Annotated in this window: 20 protein-coding genes and 2 pseudogenes; 17 read left to right on the forward strand and 5 right to left on the reverse strand. The window is 38.2% G+C overall.

Features of this window, described 5'->3' with window-relative positions; translation table 11 throughout:
* The first annotated feature begins 83 nt into the window (after nt 1-83).
* Together OTG27_RS17150 and OTG27_RS17155 are read left to right on the forward strand one after the other, a co-directional pair.
* Nucleotides 84-947, forward strand: a complete 864-nt coding sequence (locus OTG27_RS17150) for a LysR family transcriptional regulator (RefSeq protein WP_034313052.1) — start codon at nt 84-86, stop codon at nt 945-947.
* 252 nt (nt 948-1,199) lie between these two features.
* Entirely contained in the window at nt 1,200-2,510 is a 1,311-nt protein-coding gene (locus OTG27_RS17155) for a CitMHS family transporter (protein ID WP_268937593.1), read from the forward strand.
* Between the two features lie 93 nt (nt 2,511-2,603).
* On the opposite strand, the gene yyaC is transcribed toward OTG27_RS17155, so the two are convergent.
* Nucleotides 2,604-3,137, reverse strand: coding sequence for a spore protease YyaC (yyaC, locus tag OTG27_RS17160; protein WP_098864185.1), 534 nt, complete (start codon nt 3,135-3,137; stop codon nt 2,604-2,606).
* A gap of 512 nt (nt 3,138-3,649) precedes the next feature.
* On the opposite strand from yyaC, the pseudogene gloA2 reads away from it, so the two are divergent.
* Nucleotides 3,650-4,009, forward strand: a pseudogene (gloA2, locus tag OTG27_RS17165) (SMU1112c/YaeR family gloxylase I-like metalloprotein).
* 344 nt (nt 4,010-4,353) lie between these two features.
* Here the strand turns inward: gloA2 and OTG27_RS17170 are convergent.
* Nucleotides 4,354-5,574 carry a cytochrome P450 gene (locus tag OTG27_RS17170; RefSeq protein ID WP_268937535.1) on the reverse strand — a complete coding sequence of 407 codons (1,221 nt, stop codon included), beginning with the start codon at nt 5,572-5,574 and terminating at the stop codon, nt 4,354-4,356.
* 589 nt (nt 5,575-6,163) lie between these two features.
* On the opposite strand from OTG27_RS17170, the gene OTG27_RS17175 reads away from it, so the two are divergent.
* From OTG27_RS17175 to OTG27_RS17205, 7 genes are all read left to right on the forward strand, one after another.
* Nucleotides 6,164-6,325 carry a hypothetical protein gene (locus OTG27_RS17175; RefSeq protein ID WP_170956404.1) on the forward strand — a complete coding sequence of 54 codons (162 nt, stop codon included), beginning with the start codon at nt 6,164-6,166 and terminating at the stop codon, nt 6,323-6,325.
* A gap of 190 nt (nt 6,326-6,515) precedes the next feature.
* Complete coding sequence (locus OTG27_RS17180; RefSeq protein WP_268937536.1) at nt 6,516-6,665, forward strand: hypothetical protein; 150 nt, start codon at nt 6,516-6,518, stop codon at nt 6,663-6,665.
* 181 nt (nt 6,666-6,846) lie between these two features.
* Nucleotides 6,847-7,089 carry a hypothetical protein gene (locus OTG27_RS17185; RefSeq protein ID WP_268937537.1) on the forward strand — a complete coding sequence of 81 codons (243 nt, stop codon included), beginning with the start codon at nt 6,847-6,849 and terminating at the stop codon, nt 7,087-7,089.
* A 252-nt stretch (nt 7,090-7,341) separates the two neighbouring features.
* Nucleotides 7,342-8,403 (forward strand): ABC transporter substrate-binding protein, encoded by a 1,062-nt coding sequence (locus OTG27_RS17190; RefSeq protein WP_057276164.1) that lies wholly within the window; start codon nt 7,342-7,344, stop codon nt 8,401-8,403.
* A gap of 28 nt (nt 8,404-8,431) precedes the next feature.
* Nucleotides 8,432-9,247 carry an ABC transporter ATP-binding protein gene (locus tag OTG27_RS17195; RefSeq protein WP_268937538.1) on the forward strand — a complete coding sequence of 272 codons (816 nt, stop codon included), beginning with the start codon at nt 8,432-8,434 and terminating at the stop codon, nt 9,245-9,247.
* An 81-nt stretch (nt 9,248-9,328) separates the two neighbouring features.
* Nucleotides 9,329-10,093: an ABC transporter permease gene (locus OTG27_RS17200; RefSeq protein WP_191930318.1), complete on the forward strand. Its 765-nt coding sequence runs from the start codon at nt 9,329-9,331 to the stop codon at nt 10,091-10,093.
* Nucleotides 10,094-11,492: 1,399 nt separating this feature from the next.
* The gene (locus OTG27_RS17205; protein ID WP_268937539.1) at nt 11,493-12,389 is read left to right on the forward strand and encodes a DMT family transporter; all 897 of its coding nucleotides are present in this window, start codon (nt 11,493-11,495) and stop codon (nt 12,387-12,389) included.
* A gap of 160 nt (nt 12,390-12,549) precedes the next feature.
* On the opposite strand, the gene OTG27_RS17210 is transcribed toward OTG27_RS17205, so the two are convergent.
* Nucleotides 12,550-14,343, reverse strand: a complete 1,794-nt coding sequence (locus tag OTG27_RS17210; protein ID WP_268937540.1) for a laminin G domain-containing metallophosphoesterase family protein — start codon at nt 14,341-14,343, stop codon at nt 12,550-12,552.
* Nucleotides 14,344-14,784: 441 nt separating this feature from the next.
* On the opposite strand from OTG27_RS17210, the gene OTG27_RS17215 reads away from it, so the two are divergent.
* Both OTG27_RS17215 and OTG27_RS17220 read left to right on the forward strand, forming a co-directional pair.
* Entirely contained in the window at nt 14,785-15,534 is a 750-nt protein-coding gene (locus tag OTG27_RS17215) for a class I SAM-dependent methyltransferase (RefSeq protein ID WP_268937541.1), read from the forward strand.
* A 263-nt stretch (nt 15,535-15,797) separates the two neighbouring features.
* Nucleotides 15,798-16,873 (forward strand): annotated as a pseudogene (locus OTG27_RS17220) (IS1182 family transposase); the annotation flags it as partial.
* A 133-nt stretch (nt 16,874-17,006) separates the two neighbouring features.
* Here OTG27_RS17220 and OTG27_RS17225 read toward each other — a convergent pair.
* Nucleotides 17,007-17,408: a hypothetical protein gene (locus OTG27_RS17225; RefSeq protein WP_268937542.1), complete on the reverse strand. Its 402-nt coding sequence runs from the start codon at nt 17,406-17,408 to the stop codon at nt 17,007-17,009.
* A 449-nt stretch (nt 17,409-17,857) separates the two neighbouring features.
* Here OTG27_RS17225 and OTG27_RS17230 point away from each other — a divergent pair, with 449 nt between their 5' ends.
* The gene (locus OTG27_RS17230) at nt 17,858-18,415 is read left to right on the forward strand and encodes a GNAT family N-acetyltransferase (protein WP_268937543.1); all 558 of its coding nucleotides are present in this window, start codon (nt 17,858-17,860) and stop codon (nt 18,413-18,415) included.
* Between the two features lie 539 nt (nt 18,416-18,954).
* Here OTG27_RS17230 and OTG27_RS17235 read toward each other — a convergent pair.
* The gene (locus OTG27_RS17235) at nt 18,955-19,281 is read right to left on the reverse strand and encodes an antibiotic biosynthesis monooxygenase family protein (RefSeq protein WP_057276156.1); all 327 of its coding nucleotides are present in this window, start codon (nt 19,279-19,281) and stop codon (nt 18,955-18,957) included.
* A 178-nt stretch (nt 19,282-19,459) separates the two neighbouring features.
* On the opposite strand from OTG27_RS17235, the gene OTG27_RS17240 reads away from it, so the two are divergent.
* The 4 genes from OTG27_RS17240 (at nt 19,460) to OTG27_RS17255 (ending at nt 22,100) form a co-directional block, all read left to right on the forward strand.
* A complete protein-coding gene (locus OTG27_RS17240) occupies nt 19,460-19,723 on the forward strand; it encodes a nucleotidyltransferase domain-containing protein (RefSeq protein WP_268937544.1) in 264 nt (87 codons plus the stop codon).
* Between the two features lie 240 nt (nt 19,724-19,963).
* Nucleotides 19,964-20,257, forward strand: a complete 294-nt coding sequence (locus tag OTG27_RS17245; protein WP_268937545.1) for a hypothetical protein — start codon at nt 19,964-19,966, stop codon at nt 20,255-20,257.
* A 138-nt stretch (nt 20,258-20,395) separates the two neighbouring features.
* Nucleotides 20,396-20,947 (forward strand): dihydrofolate reductase family protein, encoded by a 552-nt coding sequence (locus tag OTG27_RS17250; RefSeq protein WP_268937546.1) that lies wholly within the window; start codon nt 20,396-20,398, stop codon nt 20,945-20,947.
* Nucleotides 20,948-21,230: 283 nt separating this feature from the next.
* Nucleotides 21,231-22,100 carry a cation diffusion facilitator family transporter gene (locus OTG27_RS17255; RefSeq protein WP_268937547.1) on the forward strand — a complete coding sequence of 290 codons (870 nt, stop codon included), beginning with the start codon at nt 21,231-21,233 and terminating at the stop codon, nt 22,098-22,100.
* Nucleotides 22,101-22,467: the final 367 nt, after the last annotated feature.

Genomic DNA, 22,467 nt, shown 5'->3' on the forward strand with positions numbered 1-22,467 from the left:
TAAGTTCATTCATAAGTAAAATACATATTTTTTAAGTGAAAATGATAAAAAAACTTATAATCCAAAAATCGGGAGATGGTTAAGTGGACGAAAAAGATTGGATTGCGATAAGGGTACTATATGAAGAAAAAAACATTAGCCGTGCCGCAGAGCGTTTATATATATCGCAGCCGGCGCTTACGTACCGGCTTAAAAATTTAGAAAAAGAATTTAGCACAAACCTATTTTTCAAAATAAAAGGAGGCATTGAGTTCACTTCAGAAGGGATACATTTAGCGGGCTATGCGGAAGAAATGGTGAAAAAGTTGCAAAAAACGAAAGATTATATGCTGAATATGAAAAATGAAGTTAGAGGAACGTTAAGGCTTGGCGTTTCCAGCAACTTTGCCCAATATAAACTACCAGAAATATTGAAAAAGTTTTCAACACAATATCCTCATGTACAATTTAATGTGAATACAGGCTGGAGTACTGAAATCATGCATCTTCTGGATTCCTCTAGTGTTCAATTAGGCATACTGCGTGGAAATTATGAATGGTATGGAATCAAATCGTTACTGCATAAAGAAAGACTTTGTTTAATTTCTAAGAAAGAGGTAGACTTGGATAATTTGCCGGAACTTCCATTCATAAATTATAAGACCGACAGTTCTTTAAAAAACTTAATAAATGGCTGGTGGCATGATAGATTTCCAGAGCCACCATTTGTAACTATGGAAACGGATCGGCAGGAGACGTGCAAAGAGATGGTCAAAAATGATCTTGGTGTTTCCATTCTGCCGGAAATATGCCTGCAGCCTTCAGATAATTTGCATACATACGGGTTATCCTACAAAAATGGGAAGCCGGTATTAAGAAATACATGGTTAATGTATAACCAGGATTCATTAAAACTCTCTACTGTGAAAAACTTTATTGATTTCTTGAATAAAAATTCCAATCTTTAACGAAAAAGCACTATGAAATTATTGAAAATTTCATAGTGCTTTTTTGGATTTCTTAATTTAATATAAAATGGATTATAAGTTTTTTTTTAGAAAAAGTAAAAAAAATATGTATTTCACTTATTTGATGATATGAACTATTCTAAAAATAGAAAATAAAGCAACTGGGAACCAGAAGATATAATATAATATTTTTTAACTATTCAAACTTTTTCATTTGGTTTGTAAGCGGTTTCTTTAATAGGAGGGATTCATATTCTTACGTTACTTGGAATTTCAATGGTCGTTGTCTTCACTTATTTAATCATGTCTAAACGGTTATCACCTGTTAATTCTCTAGTGGTCATTCCAATTATCTTTGCATTAATTGGCGGATTTGGTCCAGAGCTCGGAGATATGATGCTCGATGGAATAAAGGTTGTCGCACCTTCAGCCGCTTTGCTATTGTTCGCTATTTTGTTTTTCGGAGTTCTGATTGACGCTGGATTATTTGATCCACTCATTAAAACCATGTTAAAAATCGTAAAAGGGGATCCGATTAAAATAGCGATAGGTACAGCAGTAATCGCAATGACCGTTGCCTTGGATGGTGATGGTACCACGACTCATATGATTACGATTTCCGCTATGCTGCCTCTTTACTTACGCCTTGGTATGAATCCACTTATTCTTGCCACTATTTCTATGCTGGCTGTAAGTATTATGAGTGGCATGACTCCTTGGGGAGGACCTGCAACAAGAGCAATAGCATCTTTAGGTCTCGATGCAAATGAATTCTTTGTTCCGATTATCCCAACACTATTCGCAGGTATTGCAGCCATTCTTTTTACCGCTTACGTACTTGGGAAAAAAGAGCGCAAAAGGCTTGGTGTTGTTCATATCAAAGCTGCACCTGAAATGAAAGGAGCTCTAGCTGAAGCAGCGGTAGCTTCCGCCATACAAGACGATTTAAAGCGCCCTAAATTAATATGGGTCAATCTTTTGTTGACGCTCACGGTTATGGTCATTCTTGTAATGGGCTTAGTGCCGGTACCTGTGTTGTTTCTAATCGGTTTTGTGCTTGCTTCAATCATTAATTACCCTAATCTAGAACAGCAAAAAGAGCGAATCGTGTCACATGCAGGAAATGCTATTACCGTCGTCACACTAGTATTTGCGGCTGGTATTTTCACAGGGATCTTTTCCGGAACGAAAATGGTAGATGCCATTGCAAATTCATTAGTGGCCATCATTCCGGATTCTTTAGGCTCTTTTTTACCGATGGTCGTTGCGTTCACCAGCATGCCATTTACGTTCGTTTTATCCAATGATGCTTACTACTTTGGTGTTTTGCCAATTCTTGCCGAAGCAGGAGGAGCTTATGGGGTGAGTCCTTTAGAAATTGCCAGAGCTTCCGTACTGGGGCAGCCTGTACATTTCTTAAGTCCACTCGTGGCCTCGACTCTTTTACTAGTAGGGATGGTAAAGACGGATATCGGGGAACTACAGCGGTATGCATTTAAATGGGCTCTAATTTGTTCATTAGTCCTTATCATTGTTGCTATCTTGACAGGGGCTATTATTTAAGTACAATGTTATCTAATAAATTCTTCGAACTTAAACAAAGTAGGGCTGTGCCAAAACCAATTATTATTAGTGGTTTTGGCACAGCCCATTCTTTTATTTAATTCCAGAAGTCTCGCCGCTAGCTTGAGTAATTATTTTTACGATTGTTTTCGCAAGGTTCATAACCGTGTATAGACGAGTATCATTTAAAAATTGCATCGTTGGCAGCGGATCTATATAATTGACCATTCCTGTAATATGATAATCTCCAACTTCCGGCAATACTTTTTTTAAAGCTTTCCCAGGGACAAGAGGTCCATCCTTCAAAAAAACATAACCGACCTGGTTTTGATTCCCTAAACAAGCATCCACACTAAAAATAAGAGGCTTTTTGAATTGTTTTTTAATTTTTTTCAATGTGTCTTTTAAATTAAATGCATGAACGGGATTTTCCAAAGTACCGTAAACACGATAAGGCACCGTATGTTCTTTAAGCATTGTCCCGACTAAAGGGCCTAATGAATCCCCAACTGATCGGTCTGAACCAATGCACAGAAAGATTACATCTTCATTTTGACAGCCAGAAGATTGAATAATCTCTTTGACTTTTAATGCTAAGCAGTTTATATCTTCGCCTTTTGTTTCCACAGAACAAATTGCTCCTCTTCTTGTAAATTAGACTCATCTTAATTCCCCTTTGTCCTATTATACGAACAAAAAGGACATCCTGCATGTAAATATGAGCATATGCTTGAAAATGATAGTTAACACTCTGAAAAATGGCTGTAATTCAAAACATCCCTTTAATTTATTTGGCGAGGAAGTGGGAGTTGGTTTACAACTAGAAAACGAAACGACTTAATTTTAAACTACAACCAAGTACACCAATATACAAAGTTAATTAACATAATCAGCGTTCTAGGAATCTATATTATTGATCTAGAGAGTAGGAGGGGAAGGCTCCTTTTTTATTACGTTTTTTTAGATTAACTTATATTATACGCCCTTTGTAAAGACCTATATCCAGGGGAAAGGAATATGGATGTACCAGTATGGTGCAGTATATTCCGAAGGAAGCACTGAAAACTAAGTTTTTATTAATGGATAACTTTGGTAAAATTAGATTATTAAACTAACCAATGCTCTTAGGGAGGTAAGAAATGAAGGTGAAAAAAATACATCATGTCAATAATTTGTTCCGATTATGAAAAATTAGGGTGTGATATCGTGAAGGAGACATATCGGTCAGATAGGCAGTCGTATAAATTGGATTTAATGGTCGGAGGGGAAATTTAGCTTGAATTCTTCTCATTTCCTGATAGCCCAAATCGTCCAGTTATCCTGAAGCAAGAGGGCTTAGACATCTTGCTTTTGAAATGGAAGATATTAATCGAGCGATTGAAGATTTAGAAAAAGAAAACATTCCAGTCGAACCTATCCGTGTTGATGAGTTAACAGGAAAAAGGTTTACCTTTTTTTGTGATCCGGATGATTTGCATCTTGAAATATATGGAAAGTAGTATTTGCAGTAGGGTTATGTATATTTTGATAAGAAAAGTCTTTCATCAAGGTGCCCTAAAACAAAATAGTACTCAAAACAAAAATGGAACTCATTTTGTGATTTCCATTTTTGTTTCTGTATTTTTTATGTCATAAATTCCGTATTATATATTAAGTTTTTTTCAACCTAGTACAATGGAATTTTTAATAACTGGATAAATGTAGGATTTAATATCTTCTCCAATAAATGCTTTCCAAATATTCAATTTTAATATACTTCCTTTTCATTGAGGTTATTAAAAATTCATTTTTGTTATTGATAGGTTTTGTATTACCTAATCTATATATTCTTAGGCAGCAAGGCTCATTGTCTTGTGAATTTTAAAGGAAGTTCTTTCACTCCAAAAACGAACGGACTTGGAATCGCCTCCAGCTCAGTCCCTTTTACACCTTCCAATTTTGCAAATGTACTTAAGAGTGTCACGAGAGCTACTTCTGCTTCTAGACGTGCAAGCGGGGCACCTAAACAAAAATGAATACCAAACCCGAAACTCAAATGAGAATTTAATTTCCTTTCTAACGTGAACCGATTAGGCTCTGCAAACTTTTGTTCATCCCGGTTTGCCGAAGCGACCCAGCAAATTACTTGTTCTCCCTTTTGGATTGTTTTGCCCCTAACTTTGACTTGTTCCTTTGTAACACGGCCAATTGCCTGTATTGGAGGATAAAAGCGTAGTGTTTCTTCTACCAATTTTGGTATTAAAGGCAGATTTGTCCTAGCTTGTTCTTGAATGTTTTTATCTTCTGTCATATAGCGTACGGCATTTGTAATCAAATTAGTTGTTGTTTCATTTCCCGCAACTAATAATAAAACACAAAAAGATAGTACCTCTTCTTCTGTTAATTTTTCCCCATCAATTTTTGCTGCTAATAATAGCGAAATTAAATCTTCTTCAGGATTTACTTTTCTCTCTAAAATTATTTTTTTGAAATATTCTTTAAGAAACTCACTTCCTTCCTTACGTTTCTGTGCCATTCTTTGAAAGGCTTCATTTGAATTATCTTTGGCGCCTGACACGAGAACATCAGAATAGGTTTTAAAAAGATCCCGATTCTTAGCAGGGACCCCCAATAATTCGGCAATTATTATGACAGGCAACGGACCAGCAAGGTTATGAACGAGATCCATAGTCCCCTTCTCATTAACTTGATCGAGAAGGTAAAGTGTCACCTCTTCGATTTTATTTTTTAAATCCTTCACTGCTTTAGGAGTGAATGCCTTGTTCACTAAGTTTCTCATTTTTGTGTGTCTAGGAGGGTCCATTGTCAAAATGCTTCCTTGAAGAGTTCCAGACCCTCGTTCCGAAGAAAATAGTTTTGGATTTTTTAGAATATAATGAACGTCCTCATATCGAAACACATCCCAGCAGCTTCGAGCCTCGTCGTACCTTACAGGAGTTTTTTGTCGTAAACTATTAAAGATTGGAAAAGGAAATAATTGATCTGCGTTCGAAGCAATTTCACTCATGGGGATGAGATTAGCATACTGCTCCACTGCGCTTGTTGAGTTACGTACTTGTGTCATGGTTTCATCTCTCCTTTTATTGTGACGAATATTCATACATAAACTAGTCATGAACCGGTTCATTAACTAAGATAACAAACTCATAATTTGGTTTCAATTGACATAAATTGAGATATTTTTCAATAAGAAGAAAGTAATGACTTTGAATATTTGACTCACCACCTATTGAAAAACTCTTTTGAGTTTCATAGCTTCTCGTTTAAAATCATACCGGTACCCCAAATGGTCGGAGGGGAATATCAGCTGGAACTGTTCTCTTTTTTCTTATAGCCCTAGTTGTCCAACTTATCCTGAAGCAAGAGGGTTTAGGCATCTTGCCATTGAAGTGGGTGATAGAATCAAGCGATTGAGAAAAAGATTATTGACCCTACAATAAAAGGTGGAAAGGGGACAATATTTAGATAGTCATTCACTTCTCCATGATTTTCTTTTGCATTTCCAATAATCCCCCAAGTTCCCAACAAGTCCACTTAATCAAAGTTGGGCTTTTTTTATTTTTCATGTACATAAAAAGGGCTGTTAGTAATCTATTAAGAACTATACAGATTTCCATGAAGCTTCATAGGATATAAAAAAGGAGGTACAAGCTATGAGAGAAAAAATAATTAACCCGGAAAATAACCGTTTCCGCTTAATAACAGGCACATTTCCGGATAAAGAAACTGCCGAAATAATGGCTGAAGAACTGAAAATTCGTTATGGCTGGATTGTGTATATAATTCCAGAACAAAGTGAAAAAGACTGGCAATAAAATTAGTTACCTTGGTGAAATAGGGAAATTAGTAGAGCGGATGACTGAATTGGAATTACAAGATATAAAAGGATCTTATGAAGTAATCATTAGCCATGGCAGTTGGTGTTGACCTTCCCTTAATTTAAGGCGGTCTTCATTTCCCCTTGATTGGGTTGAATTTAATTCGCTCCCGGATGTAAGCAGAATATTGAAGAACAGATTTGCCGTATTTATGGATCTTAAGAATATGAAGCAGGTAGATGGCATCGTTTTTTATCTTGATGATGGAGAAGTGGTTTTTTCAGATGAGTGCGGCAAGCAGCAAAAAGCGCATATTATTGGAAGATACCTATTATAATGTTATTTCAGTTCATGATTTCCCTATGATACCTAATCAAGATGGGACTCATCTTTACCCTGCTTGAAAAACTCAATTACCGAATAAATAAGTTTATTGAAATAATGTCAAATGGCAATTCCATCTTATTCGTTAGGTGGGGGCAATTTCCGTTCACGAAGCAGTGGAATTACCATCCGTCTTGTCTGAAATGATACAGGGGAAATTTAATATCCTCTTCCTTGATCCAATAGCAGGCTTGAAGGATGTTAATGAAATCGACTGGGGAATAAAGGGCATTTGTACAGTGCAAGTACCCAGCGATGTTCCTAATGATGATACAATGTGGGATTATGTTTATAATGGGCTGACCTTAACAAAAACATATTCTGGTACTGACTTCGATTCTTATATTGCAATCTTTTTTAAATTGCTGAAGCATTAAGTTTTTCCCTTTATTTCGCATAAAATTGTATCTCAAGAGTTAAAGGGCACTCATGATTTTAATGAGTGTTTTTTTGTGCAGTAATTTGCTTAATTATCTAAATATTCCAAAATTACAATTGACCCATAAGGGACAGCTGATTTAGAATTGATATGTATATGAAATTATGTTTTGTATATAAAACTAAAATAGAGGAGGAATATAGTTAGTTAATGAAATGTTAAAAATATTTGATTTAGGGAGGTAAGTAATATGTTTAAGAATAAATTGGCGTTCGTTCTGCTTTGTTTGGTGTTAATAGTATCTGCATGCGGTCCAAGTGACGAAACAACTACAGAAAACAAAGGGAATTCAGGAGGAAAAGCGGTTAAGCTTACTTTTACGGAACCTGCACGATTATTGTCGGTTGCCCCATTGTATGTAGCAATAGAGCAAGGTTTTTTTGAAAAGGAAGGAATTGAAGCTGAGATTGTTTCTGGTGGTGGAGGAGCACAAGTAATCGCTTCTGTATTATCAGGCGAAGCTCAGTTTGCGGTCTCGGGTCCTCGAAGTATGTTTACTCCTCTTGACAAAGGTGAAGATTTATTGGCAATTCAATCTTTAAATTCTGCGCTAACCTATCAAATTACACTCTCTAAACAATATCAAAAGAAAAAGAATGTTTCTAAAGACTCATCACTTGAAGATAGAGTGGCTTCATTGAAAGGCGCAACTATTGGTACAAACCTTGTTGGAGATTCTGGAGACGTATACACCCGTCATTTAATGCAAATGCATGGAGTTGATCCCAATACTCTTAAGACCGTCAAATTAGCAGGAGATGGATCGAAGATTGGCGGTATGCAGGAGGGGATTGTTGACGGGGGAATAGCATCACCCCCAATGGGTTTACAAGCGGAAAGTAAAGATATAGGAGACATTGTAATCAATACAAGTGAAGAGCCAATGTATGGGAATATGGTCTGGGAAGCTGTATTTGCTAAAAAAGAATATTTAGAAGAAAATCACGAAACATCTTTGAAAGTAGTTCGGGCAATAGGGAAAGGTATGGAATTCACACGTAATAACCCAAGAGAGGCAGCCGAATCAATCGAATCTTATTTTGATGGAATTGATGTTGATATCCTAGAGGAATCACTAATCGGGTTGAAAAACACTTTTAAAGGCTATGGAGAGATGAATCAAGAGGCTTGGGATAATGCCCAGGATCCATTAGTCGAATTTGGCAAGATATCAGGCGTTTCTACTAAACAGGATACAACTGAAGATGTTATTTGGACAAATAGTTATATAGAAGAGGCTTTTAAAAAATAATTAGAATGGAAAGTAGGTGATAGGTAAGATGGAAAATGCACAACTGGAAAACTTTAAATTGTCTACTCGTTTTTTAGACGTTACTTACGTAAATAACAAAACTGGTGCAGAAGTGATTGCCCTGCAGAATATAAATTTAAACATTAAAGATGGTGAATTTATATGTATTGTTGGGCCGAGCGGCTGTGGAAAAACCACTTTTTTAAATACTGTAGTTGGATTGCTAAAGCCAAGTAAGGGAGAAATACTATTAGATCAGCAAAAAATTGATGGTCCCGGCAAGGACAGGGCAATGGTTTTTCAAAATCCGAGTCTATTACCTTGGAGAACTGTTTTGGAAAATGTTCTTTATGGAGTTGAACTGTTAAAGCAAATAACTGCAGAGAAAAAGAAAGAGGCCAAAGGATTTATTGAAATGGTCGGTTTAAAAGGTTATGAAAATCATTATCCACATGAATTGTCAGGTGGGATGCAGCAACGGGTAAACTTGGCTCGGGCATTGACGGTAAACCCATCATTAATATTATTGGATGAACCATTTTCGGCATTGGACGCACAAACTAGGGAATTTATGCAAGGTGAGTTACTTAGAATATGGGATGAGACAAAAAAGACAAGTCTTTTCATTACACACCAAATTGATGAAGCGGTATTTTTAGCTGATAGAGTTTTTGTTTTTGGGGCAAGGCCAGGACGTGTAGTGGAGGTTGTTGATGTTGATATACCTAGACCAAGAGATCTCCATGTGAAGCGCAGCCCGGAATTTTTAGAGATTGTAGATCATATTTGGTCCATTATTGAACAGGAGTCTTCTAAACAAGGTTTCGACAATAAAGAGAAATAATTAATGTGAAAGGAGAACACTATGACGAAGGGTACGATAGAACTTACACAATCAAAGCAAAAGATAAAAAAGGCGAAGAAAATGAAAAAAGAAAAAAAGTCATTTTTTATCAGTGTTGCTTCTGTTTTACTATTCCTGTTGCTTTGGGAAACTGCCTCTCAAAATGAATGGATAAATCCATTGTTCATAAGCTCACCAGTTGAAATTGCACAAGCGGCAGTTTTAATGGTCCAAGAAGTTTCCTTTTGGGAAAATATGAAGGTAAGTGGTTACGAATTTGTTTCAGGCTTTGTTTTAGCCATACTTATTGGAATCCCAATAGGTGTGTTATCAGGTTGGAACTCTACCTTTAATGCAGTGGTTAACCCTTTCATTTCAGGATTATATGTAACTCCTAAAGTCGCCCTATTACCAGTGATCATCATTGCATTCGGAATCGGGCCAGCATCAAAAATTGTTATCGTATTTTTGATGGCCTTCTTTCCAATAGTGATGAGCGCTCAAAAAGCTATGTTAACATTAGATCAAAACTTAATAAAAGCAGCAAGGACATTTAGTGCAAGTGAATTTCAAATTTTTAAAACAATTGCATTGCCTTCGACGGTACCATTCCTTTTAAACGGTATTCGCCTAGGTATAGGTCAAGGATTAATTGCAGTGGTTGTAGGTGAATTATTCGCTTCGACAGCTGGTATCGGATACCAATTGACAAGCAATGGTCAAAATCTACAAACAGATCGCATGTTTGTTGGCGTGTTAGTCATTACGATTACGGGAATCATTCTTACTTCATTATTAGGCATTATTGAAAGACGCTTTTCATCTTGGAAACCTGAAAATAATTAATTAAATTAATTATGCAGACTGCAGCCAAACTCAATGAAAATCGAGTTTGGCTGAGGTTTGAACGTTGATTTCCATTCCAGGCACTCGCTTTCCGCGGGCGGTCCGGGAGCCTCCTCGGCGCTATTTGCGCCTGTGGGGTTTCCCTTGGCCTCGCTTTTCCCGCAGGAGTCTCGTCCTTCCATTCCTATCAACTAAACTGTAGCCAAACTCGAATCGAGTTTGGCTGCGTTTTTTTTATTAAAAAACGTTCCAGTTGATTTCAGAAATTCGCTCCCTTTCCGCCGACTGTCTGCCAAGCCTCCTCGACGCAAGCGTCTGCGGTGTCTCGGCCAGCCAGTTATTCGGCAGGAGTGTCGCAAATTTCTTCCATCCAATAAGGATTGCAGTAAAGGAATATGAAGGTTACTCTTGTCTTGTTTTAGATAAGTACGAAGAATCGCGTTCCCCTGCGGTTTTTTTCTTATTAAAATTTCCTTGATTTCAGAAATCCGCTCCCTTTCCGCCGACTGTCTGCCGAGTCTCCTCGACGAAAGCGTCTGTGGGGTCTCGTCAAGCCAGTTATTCGGCAGGAGTGTCGCAAATTTCTTCCATCCAATAAGGATTACAGTAAAAAAACATGAAGGTTACTCTTGTCTTGCTTTTAGACATATACGAAGAAAACGCGTTTGCCTGCAGTTTTTTTCTTATTAAAATTTCCCTTGATTTCAGAAATCCGCTCCCTTTCCGCCGACTGTCTGCTGAGCCTCCTCGACGCAGGCGTCTGTGGGGTCTCGGCTAGCCAGTTATTCGGCAGGAGTGTCGCAAATTTCTTCAATCCAATAACGTATTCATCAAACAATAAAAAAACATAAAAAGAGAGTTTGGCTACAGCTTTTTTATTTAAAAAACGTTCCAGTTGATTTCAGAAATCCGCTCCCTTTCCGCCGACTGCCTGCCAAGCCTCCTCGACGCAAGCGTCTGCGGTGTCTTGGCCTAGCCAGTAATTCGGCAGGAGTGTCGCAAATTTCTTCAATCCAATAAGGATTACAGTGAAAAAAATTTAGGTAGAACTCTCCAGGCACTCCCTTTCCGCAGGCAGTCCGCCCTCAGCGCAATTGCGCCTTCGGGGTCTCACTGGAAACGCTTTTCCCGCAGGAGTCTCGCACATCCGCTCCAATCAACTTGTTTTGACTATATAACTATTTGGTTTAGTATGCTTTTCAAACCTGATCCATCTTTTATCAAAGTTCTCAAATCCAATCCCGAATGGAATAGAATTTCTTTAACGATGGTTACAACTCAGAATGTTCTTAAATTCGTTATTTTACTGTTACACTTCACAGCGAGATAGAAATTTTATTGAAGTTCTCACGTATCCATGATACCTTCAATTTATAGGGATGGTTGGGAGGAATAGGTTTTGAACACAAAGGCATTTTTATTGGCATCTATAACAGTTATTATTTGGGGCTCTACATTCGCTGCTATTCGTGCAAGCTTACATGGCGGATATTCAGCCGGTCATTTGGTACTTGTTCGTTATCTTATAGCATCAGGAGTTTTTATCCTTTATGCTCTCTGGCCTGGGGTGAAATTTCGACTCCCGAAAAAAGTGGATTTGTTGAGGATTTCGATTCTTGCATTTATTGGCATTAGTATTTACCATATCGGGGTGACATTCGGGGAACAAACGGTTTCGGCGGGAACGGCTGGAATGCTGATCGGTTCAGCACCTGTCTTCATCGCGATCATTGCTGCGTTCGTTTTAAAAGAACGCCTCGGACTATACGGATGGATTGGTTTAGGAATTGGATTCACAGGGATCACCTTAATAACATTAGGTACCGCAGGACCTTCCCTGACTATTTCTGAAGGAGCTTTTTTAGTACTGATGTCAGCTATTGCTTCTGCGGTGTTTTTTGTTTTCCAAAAGCCACTGTTTAGCCGTTATAATCCGATTGAATTGACAGCTTACTTCACATGGATCGGTACAATACCCTTTTTTATATTTATTCCTGGGTTATTTCAAGAAATTCAACATGCAACGATGGAAGGTCATTTATCAGCGATTTTTGTTGGTATTTTCCCTGCGGCCATCGGTTATGTAACTTGGGCAGTCGCTTTATCATTAGGAAAAGCCAGTTCCGTTTCCAGTTTGTTGTACATTGAACCTGTGATTGCCATTTTCGTCGCTTGGGTTTGGCTGCAGGAAGTACCTAGTACCCTTTCAGTCATTGGCGGCAGTATTGCGATATTGGGGGTCCTTGTCGTTAATGGTTTCGGAAAGTATAAATCAGTGGTGAAAAAAGCAGCATGAAAACTAGAAAAAATAGCAGCATCCCAGATCATCATGAATGAACGTATATCCTTCTAGGACGACTCAACACATAGGAGGGTATCCTAATAAAAGGAATTCACCCAGGTTGATGAGGTTAATCAGACACACCTGGGGAATTGGATTTTTTCCGACCTGTTCATTACCTGAAATTAAATCTATGTTTAAAGTCCCATTTCAATTTAAATGAATTATTTTCACCTGTTAAAAATTTATAATCAATATAGGACTTTTCTTTCCTAGTCATTCCGTCAACATATGGGGAATAAGTACGGAATAATAATACATTTTTCTTTTCATCAAATTCTACAAGTCTTAGCCATCCATTTCCCCCTCGATAATTCGTTTGGTAATTGACGAGCATTTGAATGACATCATTTCCTGCTGAGTTTTGTTTTACCCGATGCGCTATCCCATAAAAATGTCCATTAACCGTCATGAACACTTGATTATGGTTCTTTACAAGTTCATCCCATATCAGCCGGCCATTGGACGAATCGGCGGCAATGGTTTTATCATCTTTAACTTTCGGAAAAATAATATCATGTGAGACGAGGATTGTCGGTTTATCTTTATGCAGTTCCAGAACTTTTTTTGACCATTCCAAGTCCTTATGGAGATTTTTCATATCCACGATTAAAACTAAGTATTCATAACTCCCGGCCTTAGCGATTGCATATGAGCTATACCCAGAGGGAGCCGATCCCTTATAGTATTTTTTATTCATAAAACGCTGTGGCCCATAATGTGTTAAAAAAGGATCTCCGGCAGCATAGTCATGATTCCCAGCCGCCATCATATATGGAATTTCCTTTTTATCCAAAAGGGAAATGGCTCTGAGCGAATTCTGCCATTGTTTTTCTGAATCACTATCGACAATGTCCCCAACAAATGTATTCATGATAATATTGTTCTTCTTGGTGTTATTGGATATCCAGTTCATTTGACTATTGAAAATCTCAGGATTTTGGCTTGAATATTTCTGGGTATCTGGAATAAAGAGGAAATTGTAATTCTTCTTATTCGTTAGAATGGGGAAGGACTTGTTTGATCCTTCAAAGGGTTCATCGTCACGAGCATCCTGTACTAGCCATTCTTTTTCAGTTAATGCCTTATTGGCAATTCGTATTTCCTGGATATTCCCTCCGAAAAGCGCATCCAACTTATTTCCCCACTCTGTGGCGCCGATATTCCAGCCTTTACCTTTTAATGCTGCAATACCTATTGCCTTTTCTGATTCTCCATAATCACTAACGCCATTTAAAGTTAGAGTCGTTGTGCTACCATCATTAACGACTGCCAAATGGTACCATTCACCAGCATTTAAAGAACGAGACCAATTGCTTACATTATAGTTTAGATTGGATGGATGGCTTGTCCAGTGTAATTTTTGATCACTGGATATAGATAAAGCAGAAAGGATTTTTTTCTCGCCTTCCATTTTATTAAGATCTGCCGCCTGTCCCTGTCTTGAAAAAAGCCCCATGCCACTTTTGGGTTTCCTTGGCATCTTAAATACAAATTCAATGGTAAAACCCCTATCGAAATTCTCTGAATTGATAGGTGCATCCCGTATGGTTTTAAAATACCTTCCTGCAGGGGCGTTTTCGTAATTGGCGAATTTCAAGCTATCAACTTTATCCTGAGCGTAATAATCTTCTTCAGACCATTTCAACATTTTTTTTAATTCGGGTGATGCAGGGTCACCTTTCGTCACTAACTCTAAATCATTTCCATGTTCGCTTGTATCTTCTATAATTAAATTGCCTTTATCGATTGAACCGCTTTTAACATGTTGTTTTGTGAATTTCCAATTTGCAACGATACTGCTCCGATCATTTTCAGCAACGGAATTTAAAGAATCGGCTGACTTGGCAATACCAGGAACAATCATACATAAGAGTGAGAGACCTATAAATGCTTTTTTCATTCTCATAATATATTCACCCCTTTAAATTAGATTAAGCAATTTAAAAATAATGGTTAAACATGTTAAACATGTATTCTTTAATTACTACCTGGGTAATTTTTGAGAATAAGCCTAGGTAGGGAAGATTCCGTATAAGCTGCAATAAGGTATAGTTTGCTTATCTTCTCGATAACTTATTAAGGATGAGTAAAAAAGACTTATTACTAAAAAAGACATTAGGAGATAAGGCCTAATGCCTACAATTTGAAATCAAGGATAACAACTAATTTGAAGTATTTTGTTCTTTAGGTGGGAGGGTAGGAAAACAAGCAATGTGTTAGTATTAGGACAGTGATCCATCAAGATAATGAGGTGAAAAAAATGGTGAGAAGGAGATAGGTAGCCTCCTGTAATAGATGTGGTATTAATCTTAGGAGGCTATCTTGAATTATAGGAGATGTATGAGTTATGAAACAAAACAAATATGATGATGCAAATTTCTTTTCTGCGTATGAGCAAATGCCACGATCAGTCAAAGGACTCGAAGCTGCCGGAGAATGGCATGTATTAAAAGAGCTAATGCCAAATCTGCGTAATAAAACGGTACTTGATTTGGGCTGCGGTTTCGGCTGGCATTGCCGATTTGCCCGAGAGCAACAGGCAAGTTCCGTCGTTGGTGTGGATATTTCCGACAATATGCTTCAAAGAGCACGTGAAAAAACGGATGACCCTTGTATTTCATATATTAAAATGCCGATTGAAGATATCGATTTTTCCAGCTCTGAATTTGATGTGGTTATCAGTTCATTGGCTTTTCATTACATTAAGTCATATGAGGCAATCTGCAAAAAGGTCCATGATTGTTTAAAGCCTGGAGGCACTTTTGTTTTCTCGGTTGAACATCCAATCTTTACTTCTCGCAACGAACAAGCTTGGTATGACGATGACCACGGCAATCATCTGCATTGGCCAGTTGACAACTATCAGTATGAAGGTGTAAGAGAAACAACCTTCTTAACCGATAACGTAGTAAAGTATCATCGAACGATTTCAACATATATGAATGACTTGATTGGTGCAGGTTTCAGCATAAAGGCAGTAAAGGAACCAATGCCTTCTGATGACATGTTAAAAAGTGTTCCTGAAATGAAAGATGAAAATCGAAGGCCCATGTTTTTAATGATCTCAGCAGTAAAGGAACCGAAAATAATGAAGTAAATGAAAAAAAGGCGTTTCTACAAAAGTAGGGACGCCTCAGACTGTAGACAAACTCGATGTAAATCGAGTTTGTCTATTTTTATGGCTTGTAGCAATTGGACATTGATTTCCACTCCAGGCACTCGCTTTCCGCGGGCGGTAGGGGAGCCTCCTCGGCTTTCGCCTGCGGGGTCTCCCCTAGACGCGCTTTTCCCGCAGGAGTCTCGTACCTTCCGTTCCAATCAACTTTGTCTTACCTTTTAGATAGAACACTTTTGCCTGGAGTAGGCTATGGTTTCCATGATAAAGTACCTCCTACTCCACGTTCGGGAAAAATTATGAGCGACGCTTTAAAGATACAGACCTGTTTGAACAGAATTTCTATCGCATGTTAATGACAGCTGCTAATAAAAAGTTAATAAGTGCTGAACACGTTTTCGTGGATTCCACACATGTGAAAGCCAGTGCGAATAAACGGAAATTTGAAAAGAAAATCGTTCGTAAAGAAACACGAGCGTATCAAGGACGTCTTCAAGAGGAAGTCAATCAAGATCGTGAAAACCATGGAAAAAAGCCTTTTCCACCAGATAAATTTGAAGAGACCAAAGAGATTAAAGAAAGTATAACGGATTCTGAGAGTGGCTACTATGTGAAAGATGAACGAACAAAACAGTTTGCCTTTTCATTCCACGCGGCCGCAGACCGCAACGATTTTGTATTGGGAACGATTGTAACACCTGGAAATACACATGACAGTCAGATCTTAGAGCCACTAGTTGAACAAGTGATTGAGAAAGTTGGAAAACCGGAAGCCGTTGCCGCAGATGGAGCTTATAAAACACCAGCGATTACAAGCTACCTTTTTAACAAAGAAATCATACCCGCATTACCTTATACACGTCCTCGCACCAAAGAAGGATTTTTCCGCAAACAGAACTATGTATACGATGAACATTTTGATTGTTACCTTTGCCCTTCGGGCGAAACTTTAAAGTACTCAACAACAAATAAAGAGGGCTATCGCGAGTACAAATCGCCAAAACAAATTTGTACAACTTGCTCATTTTTATCTCGTTGTACAGAAAGCAAGGACTGTCAAAAAGTTGCGAAGCGGCATATCTGGCAAACACATGTGGAAGAAGCAGATCATCTGCGTCGTCATTAAGATGCAAGACCTATATATGCAAAACGTAAAGAAACGATTGAGCGTGTATTCGCAGATGCAAAAGAAAAGCATGGTATGCGTTGGACTACTTTAAAGGGACTTAAAAAATTGTCGATGCAGGCGATGCTTACTTTCGCTGCCATTCATTTAAAGAAGATGGCCAATGGGACAGGGCGAGGTCCAAAAATGGCCTAACATAGTGGGCTCGTTGAGCCCCAATCTCTTAACTTTAGGCGAAAATTCAAAGGAATTTCAAAAAGGGGTCGGAATTTTTTAATTCCGAACCCCTTTTGTCTACAAACTGAGACAGCATAAGCTGTCTTTTTTTTCACCATCTACAAATCCAATTCCAACCAAATCCGGGAACCCATACTCTCCTACAGCGTGGAATCCATTGTCCGTGTTCCCAATGACCGCCGCCATGACCGCCGCCATGACCGCCGCCATGACCGCCACCGTGTCCGCCCCATTGACCGCCGCCATGATCGCCACCGTGTCCGCCCCATTGACCGCCGCCATGACCGCCACCGTGTCCGTCCCATTGACCGCCGCCATGACCACCACCGTGTCCGTCCCATTGACCGCCGCCATGACCACCACCGTGTCCGTCCCATTGACCGCCGCCATGACCGCCACCATGTCCGTCCCATTGACCGCCGCCCGGGCCAGGTATTCGTTCTCCATCTATATAATAATGCACATTATTAGGGTAGTAAGTGTAATTATACATTCAAGAAATCCTCCTTTTTTTGTTTACCCTTTCAGACTATGTACAAAGGGTGGGAAGGGTCCTATATGGACAATGATGGACAACAAAACAGGGCTGCCTATTTATTTTTGTTAAAATAAAAGACAACAATATTAATGGCTGTTTTTTTTTGCCTTATATTGAATTTTTGTTCAGCATTAAGGTAGTAAAGGAACCGATGCCTTCTGATGACATGTTAAAAATTGTTCCTGAAATGAAAGATGAAAATCGAAGGCCCATGTTTTTAATGATCTCTGCAGTAAAGGAACCGAAAATAATGAAGTAAACGAAAAAGGCGTTTCTACGAGAGTAGGGACGCCTTTTAGTTATTAACATTAATTTTTAAGCAATAATGCGTTGATTATCGACTTTAATTAGGTAATGATTAAATAGTTGAATATGGAAATGGGAGTTTGGAGGAGGGAAATTGAATGGAGAAGGTATTTCCGGTTATTGAAACCAAACGATTGATATTAAGGGAAGTGACACTGGAAGATGCGGGTGACATGTTCAAATATCTATCTGATACAGATGTGGTGAAGCCAATGGGGTTAGATCCATTCGAGACAGTAAATGATGTATGGGATGAAATTAAGTGGTATGAATCTATATTCGAAACAGGTTCGGGAATTAGATGGGGAATTACATTAAAAGATTCCGGTAAGGTTATAGGAAGTTGTGGTTTTCTGAATATGGTAACTAAACACCATCGTGCTGAAATTGGATATGAATTAAGTAAAGACCATTGGGGAAAAGGCATTGCGAGTGAAACATTGGAAGCCGTTGTTATGTATGGTTATCGCCACTTTCACCTGGAAAGGATTGAAGCTTTAATTGAACCTGACAATCACCCATCCCAAAAACTAGTGGAAAAACAAGGATTTAGAAGAGAAGGACTTCTTAGGCATTATGAATTTACCCGTGGCAAATTCGATGATTTATACATGTACTCACTCATAAAGGAAGATCTTAACGGCATTTCCTTTTAATTAATTCATTATGAAGATCGTTTAAGAAGCGGTCCCTGTTTGTCGACAAAAGTGGATTTCGGAATGCACTCATCCCGAAGCCCTTTTACGATTTTACTGAAAGGGATAATTACCAATTGGGATTTTAGCGATCTGAAGACAAACTCAATGGAAAACTAGTTTGATTTCAGTTAAAAAAAGTTCTAACCGCAAGCGGCTTTGGTATCTGAAAGTTACTCTCCAAGGGTATGGTGAAATTGTCGAATTTAATAAGTGTTTCACAAAACAGTAAAAATTCATATTGGGAATTAGTCTTGAACATGGTTTTGGATGAACATCCTAAAGTGAAAAAAAATCTAGTTGATTGAAATGGAAGGTACGAGACTCCTGCGGGAAAAGCGCGTCCAAGGGAGACCCCACAGGCGCGAAGAGCGCCGAGGAGGCTCCCGGACCGCCCGCGGAAAGCGAGTGCCTGGAATGGAAATCAACGTTCGAATTTACAAACCCAAAATAGTAGAGCGGTTTTTTTTATAACTATATATTCATAAATCTTAGTTTACTCATTTGCTTGTATAATCTCTTTCAACCTTACAAATTCGGGTAGTGTATGACGAGTACCAATCTTTCATACCTTTTTCTTGTGCCTTTTTGTGAGCGGCATTTTCCTTCCAAAGCTTTATGGCATCCAAGGACTTCCAATAGGATACGGTAATTCCTAACCCGTTTTGATCTCTTACGCTTTCGACTCCTAAATAGCCATCTTGTTGAGCGGCAAGTTCATCCATGAATTCTGCGGTTGAATTATAGCTTGCGGCATCCTTATCGCTTCTTAGCGAAGTAAAAATGCAAGCGTAATAGGGCGGTTCGGGAGTATTTGCAAATAACATGAAATGATGCCTCCTTTTAATTTAATATTCAAAATAATACCACATAGGCGAGAATGAGGATAGTTGCCCGGTAAAGAGGTACTCAGCAAAGAAAACAAGGAGGTAAAAAGCAGTATATATATCTGACACGGCAATTCTGCTAAAGGGATTTTATTCTGATTCACGAATATATATTACTTTGACGGCTTTACAAAAAAAGGAGATGGTCTTGTGTGCGGGATTCGTTAGCAACCATAACGAAAGAGATGCATTTTTACCGGAACAACGCGATATTCTTTTGGAAAATGCATTAAAAGATTTATTGGCAGATCCTGATGTTTGGGCTATTTACATTGCTGGTTCATTAGCAAAAGGAAACGATGATCAATACTCCGATATAGATTTGCACACCATTGTTAATCCAAAACGTAAAGCAGAAGTTTTTAAAGGGAAAAAGGGATAGAGCCAATAATTGGGGAGATGTTTCATTTCACGAAGACTGCAATCCTTATTCACCGTATGTCGTCACTCATTATAATACCTTTGTAAAAGTTGATAGCTGGTATCATGCACCTAAGGAAATTGTTCCCTCCATTTGGTTAAAAGAGGTAGAAGTCATCTATGATCCTTTTAATATTATGAGTCCTATTATAAAAGAATCGGCAGAGAAAGTGTATAAACCTACACCTGATGAAGTTGAGCATTGGAGAGGAAGCTTGCATTTGTCCATGAAACCTACAGGGCTGTTATGAGAAGGGAAATGCTATATGCACTATCCAATCTTGATAGGATACGGTGGCTGATTGTGTCTGGTTGGTATATGGAAATGGAAGAGCATTTAGATGTTCCCTATGGAGTATGGACAAAAATTGAGGGCAATAGAAGTAAGTTAGCTGGAAAGCAGTTATCCCTGTTGGAAAGTTGGGATTGTGGCCGCAATTCAAATGAAATTATTAAAACGTTGAGACGTATGATCCCAGAATTCCTCACTAAATGAATACCTATTTACTCAATTGGGTGTCGAAACAAATGAATACTATATCAAAAGAATAATCGATATGGCTATCTGATACCATATGAGGCTAACGAAATAAAGTACGTGTAGAATGTGTAATCTCTATTGGAGGGATGCTAAGTGGCACAATTGGTATATCATGTAGCCGTTTCACTGGATCATTTCATTGCAGACCAAGCAATGTTGGAAGGGGATATCAATCATTCTTTTTTCTTATTTGAAGGAGATCATGTCCCGGACTTTTTATCCGATATCCAGCAATATGAAGCGGTGTTGATGGGAAGTAAAACATATGAATTTGGATTTCAATTCGGAGCCAAACCGGGTGAACCAGGTTATAAGGGTTTGAAACATTATATATTTTCGAGCTCCCTTCAGTTTGAATCGAATGAGGAGGTAGAACTTATCGAAGGTGACGCTGTTGCGTTTATTGAAAACCTCAAACAGCAAAGTGACGGAAAGCTATGGCTTTGCGGGGGCGGAGAACTGGCTGGAACGTTATTGAAACATAAACTCATTGATCAATTGGTGCTTAAAGTGAATCCAGTCATAATTGGTGAAGGCATTCCTCTTTTCGGCAGTATTAAGCCAAGTCTAAAATTAGATTTAGTTGAAATGAAACAATTCCCAAACGGTGTGATTAAACCGACATATAATATTATTTATGAGTAGGAACTTCATTCCCTAAATAAGTTGTACTTCTACTTAGCAGTGAGGGTTGTGTTACCGCAACCCTTTTCTAATGCAACAAATCTTATTTCGGAGGGGAATTTGCAGCATAAGGGCTTTTCCTATAATAAAACTACCATAAATATTATTCTATTCAGATAGTTTGCCATATGCAACATAGTTATCTATCACTTACTTATATAAAGCGATACAAAAAGGTTGCTATAGACCCACCCATTTTTAAGTTGATATGATATTCAGGTACTTAATTGTGGGGGGAAGTTGAATGGAAGAACAAAAATATAATGACCTCAAATTAGGCGAACGTGGTGCAATCATCAGTATTATTGCTTATATTTGTCTATCAATCATAAAGCTGGCTATCGGATACATAAGCGACTCAGCGGCTTTAAAAGCGGATGGGTTGAACAACACGACTGATATTATCGCGTCCCTTGCCGTACTGATCGGTTTAAGGCTAGCTCAAAGGCCCGCCGATAAAGATCATGGTTATGGTCATTGGAAGAGTGAAACGATTGCATCAATGGTAGCTTCATTTATCATGTTTGCCGTTGGTGTACAAGTATTGATAGATGCTGTTGCTTCCATGCTTAAAGGTGGAGAGGAATCACCTGACATTATTGCCGGATATGTAGGTGTTTTATCAGCAATAGCCATGTATTTTGTATACCGATATAATAAAAAGCTTGCTATGAAAATTAACAGTAAAGCCGTTATGGCAGCTTCGAAAGATAATATTTCCGATGCTTGGGTAAGTATAGGAACAGCTATAGGGATTTTCGGATCCCAATTAAACATGCCTTGGCTTGATCCCCTTACGGCCATCATTGTCGGATTATTAATATGCAAAACAGCCTGGGATATATTCAGTCAAGCCTCACATGAACTTTCTGACGGTTTTGATGAAAATAAAATTCATCTATATAAGGATGTAATTACAAATGTAGATGGAGTCAAGGGGATAAAAGAAATTAAAGGAAGAAATTACGGGAACAATGAAGTGATTGATGTTGTGATCCTCGTCAATTCCACCTTGGATATTAAAGAAGCACATGATATAGCGACACATGTAGAAAAAGTGATGATGAAAAATCATGGAGTGTATGATGTTCATGTCCATGTAGAGCCCAATTAACTCTCTCTTTCATTATGAATTAAAAAAAGGTCTAAATCTGCTTTACAAACATATGAATGATATGCAATCATTAATTCATTACATTGGAAGGAAAAGGTACCTTATACATTGAAGCAGTAATCTTATCAAATAAACAGTAAATCTGAATCAATTTCAATGGGTGTAATCGGTTAGATATGTTCAATGAAAATAAGCCGTCACTTTGTTTGCATACCGGATTTATCGGTAAGTAAAGTGAATTCATTTTTTCATTTGAACAAAATCTTTTTAGATACCCATGTGAGGTTTTTAATGATTATGTTTAGAGATGGGATTCGTCTGTTCGTTTATAGGTACTAATTCATATACAATTACTTTTTCTGATATC

The sequence above is a fragment of the Peribacillus sp. AS_2 genome (genome assembly GCF_026891895.1).
GTDB lineage: Bacteria > Bacillota > Bacilli > Bacillales > DSM-1321 > Peribacillus > Peribacillus frigoritolerans.

Bases quoted from the DNA above. Each gene is read 5' to 3' on its own strand.
- OTG27_RS17175 (WP_170956404.1), top strand. From the start codon at position 6,164: ATGAGAGAAAAAATAATTAACCCGGAAAATAACCGTTTCCGCTTAATA.
- OTG27_RS17190 (WP_057276164.1), top strand. From the start codon at position 7,342: ATGTTTAAGAATAAATTGGCGTTCGTTCTGCTTTGTTTGGTGTTAATA.
- OTG27_RS17225 (WP_268937542.1), bottom strand. From the start codon at position 17,408: ATGTATAATTACACTTACTACCCTAATAATGTGCATTATTATATAGAT.
- OTG27_RS17255 (WP_268937547.1), top strand. From the start codon at position 21,231: ATGGAAGAACAAAAATATAATGACCTCAAATTAGGCGAACGTGGTGCA.
- OTG27_RS17230 (WP_268937543.1), top strand. From the start codon at position 17,858: ATGGAGAAGGTATTTCCGGTTATTGAAACCAAACGATTGATATTAAGG.
- OTG27_RS17170 (WP_268937535.1), bottom strand. From the start codon at position 5,574: ATGACACAAGTACGTAACTCAACAAGCGCAGTGGAGCAGTATGCTAAT.
- OTG27_RS17235 (WP_057276156.1), bottom strand. From the start codon at position 19,281: ATGTTATTTGCAAATACTCCCGAACCGCCCTATTACGCTTGCATTTTT.
- OTG27_RS17195 (WP_268937538.1), top strand. From the start codon at position 8,432: ATGGAAAATGCACAACTGGAAAACTTTAAATTGTCTACTCGTTTTTTA.
- OTG27_RS17210 (WP_268937540.1), bottom strand. From the start codon at position 14,343: ATGAGAATGAAAAAAGCATTTATAGGTCTCTCACTCTTATGTATGATT.
- OTG27_RS17215 (WP_268937541.1), top strand. From the start codon at position 14,785: ATGAAACAAAACAAATATGATGATGCAAATTTCTTTTCTGCGTATGAG.
- OTG27_RS17200 (WP_191930318.1), top strand. From the start codon at position 9,329: ATGAAAAAAGAAAAAAAGTCATTTTTTATCAGTGTTGCTTCTGTTTTA.